Source organism: Lacibacter sp., from assembly GCF_035299325.1.
Classification (GTDB): Bacteria; Bacteroidota; Bacteroidia; order Chitinophagales; family Chitinophagaceae; genus Lacibacter.
Map to the genome: position 1 here is coordinate 23,731 of NZ_DATGWT010000024.1, position 14,941 is coordinate 38,671.

Annotated in this window: 13 protein-coding genes; 4 read left to right on the forward strand and 9 right to left on the reverse strand. The window is 40.1% G+C overall.

What is annotated here, in order from left to right:
- Positions 1-62: 62 nt before the first annotated feature.
- A complete protein-coding gene (locus VK159_RS13780) occupies positions 63-1,703 on the reverse strand; it encodes an ABC-F family ATP-binding cassette domain-containing protein (protein WP_324230731.1) in 1,641 nt (546 codons plus the stop codon).
- 244 nt (positions 1,704-1,947) lie between these two features.
- Between VK159_RS13780 and VK159_RS13785 the strand changes: the two genes are divergently transcribed.
- On the forward strand, positions 1,948-2,364 hold the full coding sequence (locus VK159_RS13785) for a hypothetical protein (protein ID WP_324230732.1): 417 nt from the start codon (positions 1,948-1,950) through the stop codon (positions 2,362-2,364).
- A 56-nt stretch (positions 2,365-2,420) separates the two neighbouring features.
- Here VK159_RS13785 and VK159_RS13790 read toward each other — a convergent pair whose 3' ends face one another.
- From VK159_RS13790 to VK159_RS13825, 8 genes are all read right to left on the reverse strand, one after another.
- Positions 2,421-2,765 (reverse strand): hypothetical protein, encoded by a 345-nt coding sequence (locus VK159_RS13790; RefSeq protein ID WP_324230733.1) that lies wholly within the window; start codon positions 2,763-2,765, stop codon positions 2,421-2,423.
- A 110-nt stretch (positions 2,766-2,875) separates the two neighbouring features.
- Positions 2,876-3,649 (reverse strand): DUF1080 domain-containing protein, encoded by a 774-nt coding sequence (locus VK159_RS13795; protein ID WP_324230734.1) that lies wholly within the window; start codon positions 3,647-3,649, stop codon positions 2,876-2,878.
- Between the two features lie 2 nt (positions 3,650-3,651).
- A complete protein-coding gene (locus tag VK159_RS13800; RefSeq protein ID WP_324230735.1) occupies positions 3,652-4,062 on the reverse strand; it encodes a c-type cytochrome in 411 nt (136 codons plus the stop codon).
- Positions 4,063-4,177: 115 nt separating this feature from the next.
- Complete coding sequence (locus VK159_RS13805) at positions 4,178-5,233, reverse strand: sugar phosphate isomerase/epimerase (RefSeq protein ID WP_324230736.1); 1,056 nt, start codon at positions 5,231-5,233, stop codon at positions 4,178-4,180.
- 129 nt (positions 5,234-5,362) lie between these two features.
- On the reverse strand, positions 5,363-6,520 hold the full coding sequence (locus VK159_RS13810; RefSeq protein ID WP_324230737.1) for a Gfo/Idh/MocA family oxidoreductase: 1,158 nt from the start codon (positions 6,518-6,520) through the stop codon (positions 5,363-5,365).
- A 193-nt stretch (positions 6,521-6,713) separates the two neighbouring features.
- The gene (locus VK159_RS13815; protein WP_324230738.1) at positions 6,714-8,132 is read right to left on the reverse strand and encodes a Gfo/Idh/MocA family oxidoreductase; all 1,419 of its coding nucleotides are present in this window, start codon (positions 8,130-8,132) and stop codon (positions 6,714-6,716) included.
- A gap of 28 nt (positions 8,133-8,160) precedes the next feature.
- The gene (locus VK159_RS13820) at positions 8,161-8,838 is read right to left on the reverse strand and encodes a gluconate 2-dehydrogenase subunit 3 family protein (RefSeq protein ID WP_324230739.1); all 678 of its coding nucleotides are present in this window, start codon (positions 8,836-8,838) and stop codon (positions 8,161-8,163) included.
- A 40-nt stretch (positions 8,839-8,878) separates the two neighbouring features.
- Positions 8,879-10,627 (reverse strand): GMC family oxidoreductase, encoded by a 1,749-nt coding sequence (locus VK159_RS13825; RefSeq protein ID WP_324230740.1) that lies wholly within the window; start codon positions 10,625-10,627, stop codon positions 8,879-8,881.
- Between the two features lie 295 nt (positions 10,628-10,922).
- Here VK159_RS13825 and VK159_RS13830 point away from each other — a divergent pair, with 295 nt between their 5' ends.
- From VK159_RS13830 to VK159_RS13840, 3 genes are all read left to right on the forward strand, one after another.
- Positions 10,923-12,194 carry an MFS transporter gene (locus VK159_RS13830; RefSeq protein WP_324230741.1) on the forward strand — a complete coding sequence of 424 codons (1,272 nt, stop codon included), beginning with the start codon at positions 10,923-10,925 and terminating at the stop codon, positions 12,192-12,194.
- A gap of 38 nt (positions 12,195-12,232) precedes the next feature.
- Positions 12,233-13,129, forward strand: coding sequence for a hydroxypyruvate isomerase family protein (locus VK159_RS13835; RefSeq protein ID WP_324230742.1), 897 nt, complete (start codon positions 12,233-12,235; stop codon positions 13,127-13,129).
- 119 nt (positions 13,130-13,248) lie between these two features.
- A complete protein-coding gene (locus tag VK159_RS13840) occupies positions 13,249-14,934 on the forward strand; it encodes a GMC family oxidoreductase (protein WP_324230743.1) in 1,686 nt (561 codons plus the stop codon).
- Positions 14,935-14,941 lie beyond the last annotated feature (7 nt).

A 14,941-nucleotide genomic window follows, 5' to 3' on the forward strand; every position in this document is an offset into this window, starting at 1 on the left:
GATCTAAAGAAAAAGCCCCACATTAAATATGTGGGGCTTTTCTGATTATATTACTAATGCAATTATGCAGTTACTGCTTCACCATATAACTCCTGCTGCAATTGTTTTACTCTTGCATCTTCAAGATACTCATCAAACGTTGTAAGCCTGTCGATGATTCCACCCGGCGTTAGTTCAATAATACGATTAGCTGTTGTATGCATGAATGTATGATCATGTGATGTTAACAGCACCACACCTTTGTATTCAATACATTGTTCGTTAAAGCTTTGGATACTTTCCAGGTCGAGATGGTTTGTTGGCTGATCTAACACGATCACGTTTGGATTCTGCATCATCATTTTGCTAACCATACAACGAACTTTTTCGCCACCACTCAGAACATTGGTTTTCTTCATAATATCATCACCACTAAACAACATCTTACCTAAGAAGCCACGCAGGAAAGGTTCATCTGCATCAGTTACATGACTTGGTACATATTGACGCAGCCATTCCATCAAATTCAATCCTTCAGTAAAAAAGCTGTTATGCTCAACAGGTAAATATGCTTTGGTAATTGTTGATCCCCATTCGTAAGATCCGTGATCTGCAATTTCTTCAGCGTTAATAATATCGAAGAAATGAGTTACTGCCAACGGATCTTTACTTACAACAGCGATTTTATCGCCTTTATTAACTGTAAACGTTACTTTATCGAAAAGCACACGGCCATCGATTGACTTTTTCAAATTCTCAACGTTGAGGATCTGGTTACCCACTTCACGCAACGGCTGAAAAATGATACCCGGGTATTTCCTGTTTGATGGTTCAATTTCTTCAATCGTAAGTTTTTCGAGGGCTTTCTTACGGGAAGTCGCCTGCTTACTCTTCGAAGCGTTCGCACTGAATCGGGCAATAAAGTCGAGCAAAGCCTGGCGTTTCTCTTCTGTTTTCTTGTTCTTATCACCCATCTGTCTGGCCATCAACTGACTACTTTCGTACCAGAAGCTATAGTTACCTGTGAAAACCTTGATTTTTGAACGGTCCACATCGGCCACATGCGTACAAACAGCATCAAGAAAGTGACGATCATGGCTCACCACCAGTACAATATTTTCATAATCTGCAAGGAAGTTTTCTAACCAACCGATGGTTTCAATATCAAGTCCGTTGGTAGGTTCATCCAGCAACAGGATGTCGGGGTTGCCAAACAAGGCCTGCGCCAATAACACCCTCACTTTCAGATTAGAGGGAATCTCCTTCATCAAACTCTGGAGATATTCTTCCTTTATTCCCAATCCGCTCAGAAAACTTGCCGCATCACTTTCGGCCGTATAACCACCCATTTCGCCAAATTCAGCTTCCAACTCCCCGGCACGCATACCATCTTCTTCACTGAAATCAGGTTTCAGGTAAATAGCATCTTTTTCCTGCATCACCTCCCACATTTTTTTGTGGCCCATGAGTACAGTGTTCAATACGGTTTGCTCATCAAACTCGAAATGGTTCTGTTTCAATACCGCCATGCGTTCGCCCGGGGTTATTTCCACTGTTCCTTTATTGGGCTCAATTTCGCCACTCAGGATTTTTAAAAATGTACTCTTGCCGGCACCATTGGCACCAATTACACCGTAACAGTTGCCCTTGCTGAAGTTGATATTCACTTCATCGAACAACACCCGCTTACCGTAGGAGAGGGTTATATTTCTTGCACTGATCATAGTTGTGATTGTTGCTCACTGATTGAAGCATGTTCACAGATGTTTGTTTCTGAACATTTTCTGTAACCAGTAAGATTTTTGAAGCTGCAAAGGTATGGAAAAACGGGCAGGGAAAGGGTTTGAAAGATCGATGGATTCAGAATAACCGCTCTTTAACTTATATAAACAAGACTTGAGGTTATATTTCACGAATGCAACGCCAAAAAGGAATCAGCTGTCAACCTAAAACCAACTAATCATATTTGTGAGAAATACGTTGATTATTATACTCTTCTGCACTTTTGTTTTTTCCTGCAGTAAAGATAGCAGGCTTGAAAATTTTAAAAATCAGATTGCAGGGAAATGGGAAATCGAGAAAAGAGTTTGTGGCGAATGCATGAGCCCACTTATAATATATCCTGAAGGAAATGGTAGTATTATCGTTTTACTTAATGATGGAACATTTGAAAGACGCATACATGATTCCGTAACTTTTAAAGGCAAGTTCTTTTTAAACAAAAGTGATGAATGTGGCAAGCCGGATTCGGATATATCCATGTCAACAAATGAGAGCTTAAATTCAACTCCGCTTTTTGTGAAAATAGAATCCGGCAAGCTGCAATTAAGTACTCCGTATTGTTATGCCGACGGTGTAAGTACTTCTTACAGAAGGATTCAATAAAAAAACACCAGATATGGGGGAACCTCCGTTTGCATGATTCAGATTGATACCTGAAATCATTCTTCTTTCTTCACTTCTCTCTTAAACAAGTATAAGTAATCACTGTTATCAGTACTGTTGCTTACAGTGTGTACCAATTTCCAACCTTGCTTACCCATATAGTTCAATGCATCAACCGGTGATTTAAAACGTATGAGATTATTACTGCTGTCACGCAGTCGCTTACCGAGCCTGTGCATTATCTCATCATCTTTGCCTTCATCAATTGTAATGGTTGCTCCGTCAGCAATAATGGAATAATAGATCTTCATACTGCAATACTGTTCAATTGTATTTGTCTGTTGCGCCATAACAAACGCAGTCATGAAAAACAATAAGGTTGTAATAAAAAGATGTTTCATCTGAATTTTTTAAGCAAGCTACTCACTCAATTGAAAAACTGCCGTTAAAGCAAAAGCTGCGGCACAAGAAGTGCCGCAGCTTTTGCAGTTTATTAACGTGTGTCTATGCTTTATAATTTCCTGATCTTAATATTCCGGAACCATACTGCATTATCATGATCCTGCAATACGATCTTTCCTTTTTTAAATGTACCAAAGCCGGGCCATTGTTTAAACTTGCTGGCAGCGATCATCTTTGTCCAGTTATCATCCCACATGGTAGTTGTTACAACCGTTACACCATTCAAACGGTGTTCAAGCTTACCGTCTTTTATAATGATCTCTGCAAGATTCCATTCACCAACAGGTTTTACTGTTTCAGGTGAAGCAGCAATCAAATCATACAAATCACCAGCACGGTGTTTGTTGATTTTTGCATCGGGATGACCATTATTATCCAGTACCTGCATTTCAGGACCTGATTCATATGGATGCTTAAACTTTGCTGTGTCTTCATTAGAAAGGAAAATGATGCCACTGTTACCGTTTGGCGATATCTTCCATTCAATTTTTAAATGAAAGTTTTCATATTCTTCATCTGTAAGAATATCGCCACCATCAACTATTTTTCCTTCTTTTCTTATTGATGTATCAAGATACAATGCACCATCCACAACTTTCCAGGCATTGCCTGCAGACGTGCCGCCATACTTATGCCAACCCTTCGTACTTTGTCCGTCAAATAATGACACCCAACCTTCTTTCACTTCTTCATCAGTTAATAGTGGCGGTGTGGGTGCAGGCAATTCGGCTGTTGAGGTATCATTTGTAATTGAAGTTTCGCCTTCGTTGTTACAGGAAGCAAATAAACCCACGGCAGCAATCATTAAAATTGAACGAATCATGTTTATTTGTTTTTAAGTAAGAGAATATACTTTACCATTTGTTCCGCATCTGCTATAGTTACAACAGCATTTGGCGGCATAGCAACATCACCCCAAACTCCACTACCACCTTTCACTACTTTTTCAGCCAGCATTTTAATATTCGCTTCTGTTGGTTCATATTTATTTGCAACATCACGATAAGCAGGACCAATTACTTTTTCATCAATCTTATGACAGGTTAAGCAAAGGTTCTCAGGTTTGGCAACAAGTGCAAGACCCTTTTCGTAATCGGGATTATCACTTGGTGATGGAGGAGTTGCTTCCGCTTCCTGTTTTGGTTCTTCTTTTGTTTGCTCTTTATTTTCTGTACCTGCACCACCACAGGCAATTAATGCAAGCATTACGGCTGAGGTAAATAAAATCTTTTTCATGTGTATGTTTTTTAATTGTTTTTAATTGTCACATAGTATGCCCATAATCATTTTCAATTGTTATGATAAGCTTATGGGCATTTCATGATGTATTATTTTAAAGTTGAAAATGAGATTAATCGAGACCTAAAATACGTCGGTTAGTTGCAACATCGCTGCCGCCACCTGCAAAATCATCGAATGTTTTGTCAGTTACACGAATAATATGGTTTTTGATGAACTCCGAACCTTCTCTTGCGCCATCTTCGGGATGTTTAATGCAACATTCCCACTCCATTACGGCCCATCCATCGTAACCGTATTGAGTAAGTTTACTGAAGATAGTTTTAAAATCAACCTGACCATCACCAGGTGAACGATAACGACCTGCTCTGTTTAACCAACTTTGATACCCACCAAATGTTCCCTGCCGGCCGGTTGGATTGAATTCTGAATCTTTTACATGAAATGCTTTGATGCGTTCGTGATACAGATCGATGTATTCAATATAATCGAGTTGCTGTAATACAAAATGCGATGGATCATACAACAAACAGGCACGTGGATGATTATTTACTTTCTCTAAAAACATTTCATAAGTAATGCCATCAAACAGATCTTCACCGGGATGAATTTCATAACAAACATCTACACCACATTCGTCAAAATAATTCAGAATCGGCAACCAACGTTTGGCCAATTCTTTAAAACCTTCTTCTACCAATCCATCAGGACGTTGCGGCCACGGATGAAATGTATGCCATAACAAGGAGCCACTGAATGTTGCATGTGCTGTGATACCCAGGTTCTGCGATGCTTTTGCGCCATACATTAATTGTTGCACTGCCCATGCTTGTCTTACTTTGGGATTGTTCTTTACTTCATCTGCTGCAAATGCATCGAACATTGTATCGTAAGCCGGGTGCACTGCAACAAGCTGACCTTGTAAATGTGTACTGAGTTCAGAAATCTCTAACCCATAACTGTTGATCTTTCCCTTCAACTCATCAGCATATGTTTTACTTTCTGCTGCGAGTTTCAAATCGATCAATCGTTTTTCCCATGTTGGTATTTGCACAGCTTTAAAACCGAGTGATGCTGCCCATTCACAGATTGTTTCCAAACTGTTGAAGGGAGCTTTGTCGCCCATGAACTGTGCTAAGAAGATGGCTGGTCCTTTTATTGTTTTCATAAACCCCAACCCCTAAAGGGGCTTTTTAGTTTTAGTTATGTAATGATCAACTGAATATTTTTTCAACAGTTGAGTTTCAAATTAAAGATCATTAAAGATTTGCAGCAGCAAGTCTCCCTTTAGGGAGATTTAGAGGGTAAACTCTTTCCACTTCTCTTCACTCTGTCCACTCTCGATCACATTATTCACAAATGCCATTCCACGAATACCTTCATTCACACTCGGGAAATCGAGCCACTCGTCTTTTGGTTGTTCGTTATTCATTTTTGCACGAACGGTTAATACAAAGTTGCGGTAAAGATTACCAAAGGCTTCTAAATAACCTTCCGGGTGACCGGCTGGTACACGTGTATTGTGTGCCGCAAAAGAACTATTATAACCACCACCGGTTCTGTAAATCTCTGCTGGTTTATCGAGCCATTTTACCAATAAAGTATTTGCATCTTCCTGTTTCCATTCAATACCACCTTTCTCTCCATATACACGAATCTTTACATTATTTTCTTCGCCTGCTGCAATTTGTGTTGCCATCAACACACCTGTTGCACCATTATTGAATTTTAAAAATGCAGCACCATCATCATCCAGCAATCTTCCTTCTACAACAGTATTAATATTGGAACAAAGATGTGTTACTTCTAAACCTGTAACATATTCTGCAAGGTTAAATGCATGTGTGCCGATATCACCCATTGCGCCGGCCTTACCACTTTTCTTTGGATCAGTACGCCAGCTGGCTTGTATATTACCGGTTCCTTCAAGGAACGTACTTAACCAACCTTGCGGATACTCCACATAAATTTTTCTGATCTTACCCAATGCACCACTTTTCAAAAACTGTTTTGCCTGTTTCACCATCGGGTAACCGGTGTATGTATGACAAAGCAATAACGTCAACCCTGTTTCATCCAGTTTTGCTTTGATTTGCTTTGCCTCTTCTAATGTAAACGTGATGGGTTTTTCAATCACCACATTAAATCCTTTTTCCAATGCCATCATTGCCGGGTCGAAGTGAACAAAGTTGGGCGTAACAATGCTGACAAAATCAATACGCTTATCAGCTGGCATTGCTGCTTCTTTTTCCAACATGATTTTGTAATCGGTGTAAATGCGGTCTTCATCAAGAAACAACATTTTACCCGATTCAATTGCAACAGCAGGAACTGCGCTTAATGCACCTGCAACCATTTCAACCTGTCCGTCCATGTTTAACGCAATGCGGTGTACGGCACCAATAAAGGCATCTTTACCGCCACCAATCATTGCCATTCGAAGTTTTCTACTCATAGTATCAATCGTTCTAAATGAAAAAAATATTTTGTTATCGTCGTTTGGTTCTTTGTGTGGCTGTTGTTGCCACGCTCGCTTGTGCGTTTGGTAATTCTATTCAACAACCCACCCCTTTCAGTTATTGCACATGTTTAAGATTTTGCTGCCCCTCCAAGGAGGGGATGAACACACTCATTATTCATTCACCTTCTTACCACCCCGTTCTATACTCCCTCTTCACAAACTGGTTGGCTTCATCAAAGTTGGTGATCTTCATGTTCGCCGCATCCCACAATAACTTTTTGCGACCAAGATATTTATCACCCCAACCTGTAAGCTTAGGATTCTTGATCATCCATGAACGGATAGCAAGATTACCCATTAATATACTTTCAGTAAATGGACCTGCATATTCAAATGGTGAACTTGTTTCACCTTTACCATAACCTTCAATACATGCATTTACCCATTGAACATAATGACCTTCGGGTACACGTTTTAATTTTTGTGCAGGAAGTTTTTCCTGTTTCATGCGTTTTGTTGGTAACAATGTTGGCTTTTCTCCGTAGCATCCACTCATCATCTTACCTTTTGTTCCTTCAAAAATCACTCCACCATCCCAGTTACCCATTGCTTCATCAGGTAATAATTCTTCCGGACGTTTAGGTAACAATCCACCATCCATCCAGGTAACTTTTATTTGTCCTTTACCATCGGTACGAGGATAGTTAAGATGTATTATTGAAGCTGGCGGACAGCTATCAATATAACCTGCTTCTGTCCATGCAGCGGTAAACTGATTTGGCAGACTACATTCTACTTCGTTTGGATAAAGAATTGGTAAGATGCGATAAATAGGATCCATGATATGACAAGCCATATCGCCCAATGCGCCTGTACCGAACGACCACCAACCTCTCCAATTAAATGGATGATAGGCCGGGTTATAATCTTCAAATTTTGATGGACCGATCCATAGATCCCATTTGAAATTTGCGGGAACAGCATGTGTTCCTGTTGGCTTTGCTAAACCTTGTGGCCATACTGGACGATTGGTCCATGCATTAACACTGGTTACTTTACCAATAAGACCGGCATCATACCATTCTTTCATTAAACGAACGCCATCGCCGCTACCACCCTGGTTTCCCATTTGTGTAACCACTTTATATTTTTTTGCAGCTTCAGTGAGCATACGTGCTTCATAAATATCATGCGTTAACGGCTTTTGTACATACACATGTTTGCCCATTTCCATTGCAGCTAACGTTGCAATAGCATGTGTATGATCGGGTGTTGATACTGATACTGCATCAATATTATTCTTTTCCTTCTCCAGCATTTCACGGAAATCGTAATAGAATTTCGCTTTAGGGAAACGCTTAACCGAGCCTGCAGCCTGTGCTTCATCAACATCGCAAAAAGCAACAATATTTACTTTCGGACTTTTTGCGAATTCAGCCAAATCACTTGCTCCTTTACCACCGGCACCAATACCTGCAATATTCAACCGATCACTTGGTGCAACGTAACCGGGTCCGCCCAATACATGCCTTGGTACAATAAAGAACCCTGCTGCAGCAATAGATCCTGTGCGTAGAAAATCCCTTCTTGTTTTGTTTTTGCTCATTTAAATAGTATATGGATCAAATAAAGTATTATGCTTTTGTATCGAATGAAACACATTCTTTCAATTCCTTTTCGGTGTAAGCCAACCCGTATTGTTTTAACACATCATCTGGTACACCATTCCATTGATTAGGTTTGTTACCCATATAGCCCAGATCTTTTACACCAATTTCTGATGTATAAAAGCCTGTAGATGTTAAGTTGCGCATGAGATTGAAAAATGCAACACCTTGTTTCATTTCCGCTTTTGCTTTTTCAGGATAAGCAATATCATCAACAATAGCGATCTGTTGTTGAGTAGTGCAATCTTTGAATGCTTTTTGAAAACGTTTGCTGCTTTCCAGATCGAGCCAACGCAAACCACCACGCATTGGTGTTTTATGTTGCGGCATATCTTTTACAATAAACTCAATAAAATCGGGAACACCCGCTTCACTTGCGCTGCCACTCACTTCATCTTTTGGAATAATGATATCAGCAAGTATGGTGATGGTAGCCATTTCATGTGGCGTAAAGAATGTTTCCGCCATCAGCTTTGCTTCTATCTCTGCTTCAACTTTTGTACGGTCGATGGTACTTGCAGGTGTTGTTGAAGATGAAGCTTCAGGAGCGTTTGCTTTTTCATCAGCTGTTTTACACGCATCAACTAATACCGATGATGCAACTGTACCAACTAAAATGGCTTTGATGGAATCTCTTCTTTTCATAAAAAAATATTTCACGCAGAGACCCTGAGGTCGCTGAGAGTTATAAGTTATTTTTTTTGAGCTGGTCAACAATGTATTCACTTGCCCGCATGCTCAGTGCCAAAATCGTCCACGTAATATTCTTATCAGCTTGCGATACAAATGCAGCACCGTCAACTACAAACAGGTTTTTACAATCGTGTGCCTGGTTGTATTTATTCAATGCACTTTTCTTTGGATCGTTACCCATGCGTGCAGTTCCTGCTTCATGAATAATTTTTCCGGGTGCTTCCAAACCATAATCATTTTCGGGACCATCGTCTCCACCCCATGTAATAATAGCGCCCATGTTATGCATCACCTCTTTAAAGGTTTCCTTCATGTGCTTCGCCTGTTTTATTTCATGTTCACTCCACTTTACATTGAACTTCAACACAGGGATACCATACTGATCTACCACATCCGGATCTATTTTACAATAATTACTTTCTAAAGGAATTGCTTCACCACGACCTGCCATACCTACATTGGCACCATAGAAATAACGCTGGTCTTCTTTCAATGATGCACCATAACCACCTGCTTCTTTTTGTTTTCCTGCCACCGCATATTTCCCGTTCATCATTTGAATATTCATGCCGAAGCCATAAGCCGGTTGACCCATGCCTCCCCAATATTCAATATGATAACCCCGGGGAAAATCAAGTTTCTTATTATCTAACCACCAGGGCGAATACACATGCATTCCACCCACACCATCTTCATTGTATTTTTTTCGGCCAAAGAGCTTAGGTAATACACCCCCTAATGCTGCACCTGTACTATCATGTAAATATTTCCCAACCACATCGCTGCTGTTAGCCAACCCGTTTGGATGACGTGGCGATTTTGAATTGAGTAATAATCGTGAAGTTTCGCATGCGCTTGCAGCAAGGATCACTACTTTACCATTTACCTGGTATTCATTAAGATCATCTTTGTTTACATAGCTAACACCTGTTGCCAACCCTTCTTTATTCGTAAGCACTTCACGTGCCATTGCATTTGCAATAACATCAACATTTCCTGTTTTAAGTGCGGGGTAGATCAATACATTGGTTGATGAAAAGTCGGCTTTCGCCATGCTGCAGTTGCGGCCACACTGTGCACAATAAAAACAAACACCCCTTTCAGTTGTACTTTCTATTTTTTTTGTAAGGATCGATAAACGTGAAGGAATAACCCGAACACCAGCCTGCGTTGCTGCATTTTTAATAAACAGTTCGTGCAAACGTGGTTTAGGTGGCGGAAGAAAAAATCCATCAGGATCATTTTCCAAACCTTCGTTAGTACCAAAGATGCCAATGAGTTGATCTACTCTGTCGTAATAAGGTTTTATATCATCATAACCTATCGGCCAGTCATCACCTAACCCATCAATACTTCTGCGTTTGAAATCTTTTGGACCAAAGCGGAGAGAAATACGACCCCAGTGATTGGTACGTCCGCCCAACATACGTGCACGCCACCAATCCCATTTTGTTCCGGCCTCTTTAGTATACGGTTCACCATCAAGTTCCCATCCGCCGTAGCATGCATCAAAATCGCCAAAGGGTCTGTACTTTGTGCTTGCACCTCTGCGTTTACTTTCCCACGGATTCTTTAATTGTGTAACGTTCTTCTGCGGATCATACATGGTGCCTGCTTCAAGCAAACACACTTTCAATCCTGCTTTACTTAACTCGTAGGCAGCCATTCCGCCACCTGCGCCAGAGCCAACTATTACAACATCGTAACTTTTGGGCTGAACTTTTACCTGGAAATCTCCCATGACATGCAATTGGTTTGAAGGTTCTAAAGGTAATGACTAAATGAAAACAACAAAACGAAATAAAACTGAAACGAACTGTGAATATTAAATGACTCAAATAGATTATTCGAATCTTACCAGTACTATTTTATCAACCAGTGATGCTTTTTTGTCCAACCGATAATACGCATATAAACAGTTGATAGTTTCAAACGATTGCAGTTGCTTTTTTTTAAAAATTAACAGCTTGCTCTATGCATAAATACCCTAAATTTATTTTTTGCTTTAACCAACCTAAACTTTAAACGATTGTAGAATGAATTCCATAAACCGTAATCAACTATTTATTGGCAGCTGTCTTGCATTATTAGTTACTTCTTTATCATTTGGCATCAGAGCCGGTATACTTGGTAAACTTGGAACTGATTTTAATTTAAGTGCCACACAATTGGGTACAATTGCTGCCACAGCCTTTTGGGGTTTCCCTCTTGCCGTAATTATTGGCGGGTTGGTTGTTGATTTTATCGGCATGAAGCGCCTGTTAGAACTTGCATTTTTCTTTCACCTTGGCGGTATTTTGTTGACCATTTTTGCAGGAGGATTCTGGAGTTTATTCTTTTCAACTTTATTAGTTGGTATTGCTAACGGTACTGTAGAAGCAGCCTGCAACCCTTTAGTAACTACATTATACCCCGATAAAAAAACGACAAAACTAAACCACTTTCATTTATGGTTCCCCGGTGGTATCGTCATAGGGACATTGATCAGTTTTTATTTTTCGAAATTTAATATCGGCTGGCAGGTACAGGTAGGCACCATGCTTATACCAACACTCATTTATGGGTTCCTCTTTTTAAAACTGAAATTCCCTGTTACAGAACGTGTGGCAGCTGGAGTAAGTACAGGTGAAATGTATAAATCATTGGGCAATCCATTATTCCTGTTTATGATCATCTGTATGTTTGGTACAGCTATCACTGAATTGTTTACCGGCCAGTGGATCGATGTATTACTTCGTAATGTAACTGACAATGCACTTCTGATCCTTACTGTAACAACCCTGGTTATGGTGATAGGACGTGGTTTTGCAGAACCAATTGTTCACCGCCTTTCACCAACAGGTGTATTACTTATTTCAGCTATTTTATCTGCCGCTGGTTTGTATTTATTAGGACACAGCAGTGGTAACACTCTTTTTATAGGAGCAATTGTATTTGGAATGGGTGTATGTTTTTTCTGGCCAACCATGTTGGGCTTTGTTGCCGAATATTTACCTAAAACCGGAGCAGTTGGGTTAAACCTGATGGGTGGCGCCGGTATGTTTGCCGTTTCGGTTTATATGATGTTTATGGGTAAGTTTTATGATGAAAAACTCATTGCTAAACTTCCTGCAAATTCCAACTTAGCCGACTACAGCGCCGCTGCAGCAGATTCTGAAATGGGAAAAGCATTGGCACAGGCAAAAGTTACAGCGGGTCCTGAAATAATCAACGCCACACTTATTATACCCATCATATTAATTGTTGCATTTGCAGGCTTGTATTTGTTCATGCGTGGTAAAAGCAAACAAAGTTTAACAACAGCATAATCTTATCACTCAAGTCAAAAAAAATCAGTAGCAATACAATGAGTAATACAAGAAGAGAAGCCATTAAGAAATTTGCTGCCGCAACTGTTGCCGTTACAGCCGGCAATGTTGTAACCGCAGGCACAATTGAAAGAGTTATGGGAGAAGAAAAGTATAAATTAAAAGGCAACATCAACCATTCAGTTTGTAAATGGACACATAGCTATTTATCGCTCGAAGAATTATGTATAGAAGTAAAGAAGATGGGCTTTACTGCCATTGATTTACTTACACCCGATGAATGGCCCATTGCAAAAAAACATGGCATCCATTGCTCCATGTGCTATACAAAAGGCAAGGTGAGTTTAACAGAAGGTTGGAATGACAAAAAAAATCATCCACAACTGATTGCTGCTTTTACAGAAACGATTCCTTTGGTGGCGGAAGCAGGTTATCAGAACCTGATTTGCTTTAGTGGAAACCGTAATGGCATGGATGATGAAACAGGTTTGCAGAATTGTGTGGAAGGTTTGAAACAGATCATGCCATTGGCAGAAAAGCATAATGTCATCATCCAGATTGAAGTGTTCAACAGCAAAGTAAACCATCCGGATTATATGGCCGATAATACCAAATGGACGATCGAATTATGCAATCGCCTTGGTTCACCCAACTTTAAAATTCTGTACGATATCTATCACATGCAGATCAGTGAAGGTGATATCATTAGTACGATCAAAAAGAATCACCAATACTTTGGTCATTATCATACAGCAGGTGTTCCCGGCCGTCATGAGATCATTGAAAACCAGGAACTGTATTACCCGGCCATTATGAAAGCAATTCTTGAAACAGGTTACAAAGGATACGTAGCACAGGAATATATACCCACCGGAAAAACAAAAGAAGAAAAACTGGCTGCATTAAAAGATGCAGTAATGAGATGTGATGTGTAAAAAGTGAATGGTCAATAGTGAATAGACAATTTGCAAAACAATGATCGTATTCACCATTGACAGTTCTCAAGTAATTTAAGCTTAGTTCATATAAACAATAACCACTCAAATAAGACAATATGCCGGATAGTTATGTATATGATGCCATTGTAATTGGCTCAGGAATCAGCGGTGGATGGGCCGCCAAAGAACTCACTGAAAAAGGTTTAAAAACGATCATGCTTGAGCGTGGACGTAACATTGAGCATATCAAAGATTATGTAAATGCTACCAAAGAAAGTTGGGAGTTCCCTCACAGAGGTGCAAGGCCAACGCAGCAAATGCTTGAAGATTATCCTGTTTTAAAACGTGATTATGCGTTAAACGAAACTGTACTCGATTATTGGGTAAAGGATAAAGAATGTCCTTACACAGAAGAAAAACGTTTCGACTGGTTTCGTGGTTACCATGTTGGCGGTCGTTCATTGATGTGGGGTCGCCAAAGCTATCGTTTCAACAAATGGGATTTTGAAGCTAATGCCAAAGAAGGTATTGCAGTTGATTGGCCTATTCGTTATGATGATATTGCTCCATGGTACAGTTACGCCGAACGTTTTGCGGGTATCCAGGGAACAAAAGACGGGCTTGAAGTTTTGCCTGATGGTGATTTTATGCCGGGCATGGAACTCAACTGCGTAGAAAAGGAAGTAAAAAAACGTTTGCTCGAACACTATAAAGGTTCTCGACATATCATTATTGGCCGCAGTGCAAATATTACGCAACCACATCACAACCGTACAAACTGTCAATACCGTAACCGTTGCTGGAGAGGTTGCCCTTTTGGTGCGTATTTCAGTACACAATCAGCAACATTGCCAGCTGCAATGGCAACCGGAAATTTAACGCTTCGTCCTTTTTCGATCGTTACAAAAATTCTCTACGATAAGGATACAAAAAAAGCAACCGGTGTTGAAATACTTGATGCTGAAACAAACCAAACATATGAGTACAAAGCGAAGATCGTTTTTGTTTGTGCATCTTCATTTAACTCTACTTGGGTGTTAATGAACTCTGCTACAGATGTATGGGAAGGTGGATTAGGAAGCAGCAGTGGCGAACTTGGTCATAACGTAATGGATCATCATTTCCGTTGCGGAGCAAGTGGTAAGGTGGAAGGCTTTAGCGACAAATATGTTTATGGCCGACGACCCACAGGCGTTTATGTACCCCGTTTCAGAAACATTTATGATGATAAACGTGATTACCTCCGTGGCTTTGGCTACCAGGGTGGTGCCAGCAGAGGAAGAGGTGTTGAAGTTGCAGAGATGACGTTAGGAGCAGAATTGAAAGATGCGATGAGTGTACCTAACGATGAATGGAATATGGGTATTACCGCTTTTGGTGAGATATTGCCATATCATGAAAATAAAATATCACTCGATAAAACTGTAAAAGATAAATGGGGTTTACCTGTTTTGAAGATGGATGTGGAGATAAAAGAGAATGAAAAGAAGATGCGGGTGGATATGATGAATGATGCAAAAGAAATGCTGGAAGCAGCAGGAGTAAAAGATGTAAATACATATGATCATGGTTATGCCGTTGGTATGGGTATTCATGAAATGGGTACTGCACGTATGGGTCGTGATCCAAAAACATCTGTTCTCAACGGCAACAACCAGGTATGGGATGCCAAGAATGTATTTGTTACCGACGGCGCTTGTATGACATCAGGATCATGTGTAAACCCATCTTTAACTTATATGGCATTAACAGCTCGTGCCGCTGATTTTGCTGTAAGCGAATTAAAAAAAGGCAACCTGTAATTTAACC

Excerpts from the sequence above, each read along its gene's own strand:
- VK159_RS13780 (WP_324230731.1), bottom strand. The coding sequence starts at position 1,703 with ATGATCAGTGCAAGAAATATAACCCTCTCCTACGGTAAGCGGGTGTTG.
- VK159_RS13790 (WP_324230733.1), bottom strand. The coding sequence starts at position 2,765 with ATGAAACATCTTTTTATTACAACCTTATTGTTTTTCATGACTGCGTTT.
- VK159_RS13795 (WP_324230734.1), bottom strand. The coding sequence starts at position 3,649 with ATGATTCGTTCAATTTTAATGATTGCTGCCGTGGGTTTATTTGCTTCC.
- VK159_RS13800 (WP_324230735.1), bottom strand. The coding sequence starts at position 4,062 with ATGAAAAAGATTTTATTTACCTCAGCCGTAATGCTTGCATTAATTGCC.
- VK159_RS13805 (WP_324230736.1), bottom strand. The coding sequence starts at position 5,233 with ATGAAAACAATAAAAGGACCAGCCATCTTCTTAGCACAGTTCATGGGC.
- VK159_RS13810 (WP_324230737.1), bottom strand. The coding sequence starts at position 6,520 with ATGAGTAGAAAACTTCGAATGGCAATGATTGGTGGCGGTAAAGATGCC.
- VK159_RS13815 (WP_324230738.1), bottom strand. The coding sequence starts at position 8,132 with ATGAGCAAAAACAAAACAAGAAGGGATTTTCTACGCACAGGATCTATT.
- VK159_RS13820 (WP_324230739.1), bottom strand. The coding sequence starts at position 8,838 with ATGAAAAGAAGAGATTCCATCAAAGCCATTTTAGTTGGTACAGTTGCA.
- VK159_RS13825 (WP_324230740.1), bottom strand. The coding sequence starts at position 10,627 with ATGGGAGATTTCCAGGTAAAAGTTCAGCCCAAAAGTTACGATGTTGTA.
- VK159_RS13830 (WP_324230741.1), top strand. The coding sequence starts at position 10,923 with ATGAATTCCATAAACCGTAATCAACTATTTATTGGCAGCTGTCTTGCA.
- VK159_RS13835 (WP_324230742.1), top strand. The coding sequence starts at position 12,233 with ATGAGTAATACAAGAAGAGAAGCCATTAAGAAATTTGCTGCCGCAACT.
- VK159_RS13840 (WP_324230743.1), top strand. The coding sequence starts at position 13,249 with ATGCCGGATAGTTATGTATATGATGCCATTGTAATTGGCTCAGGAATC.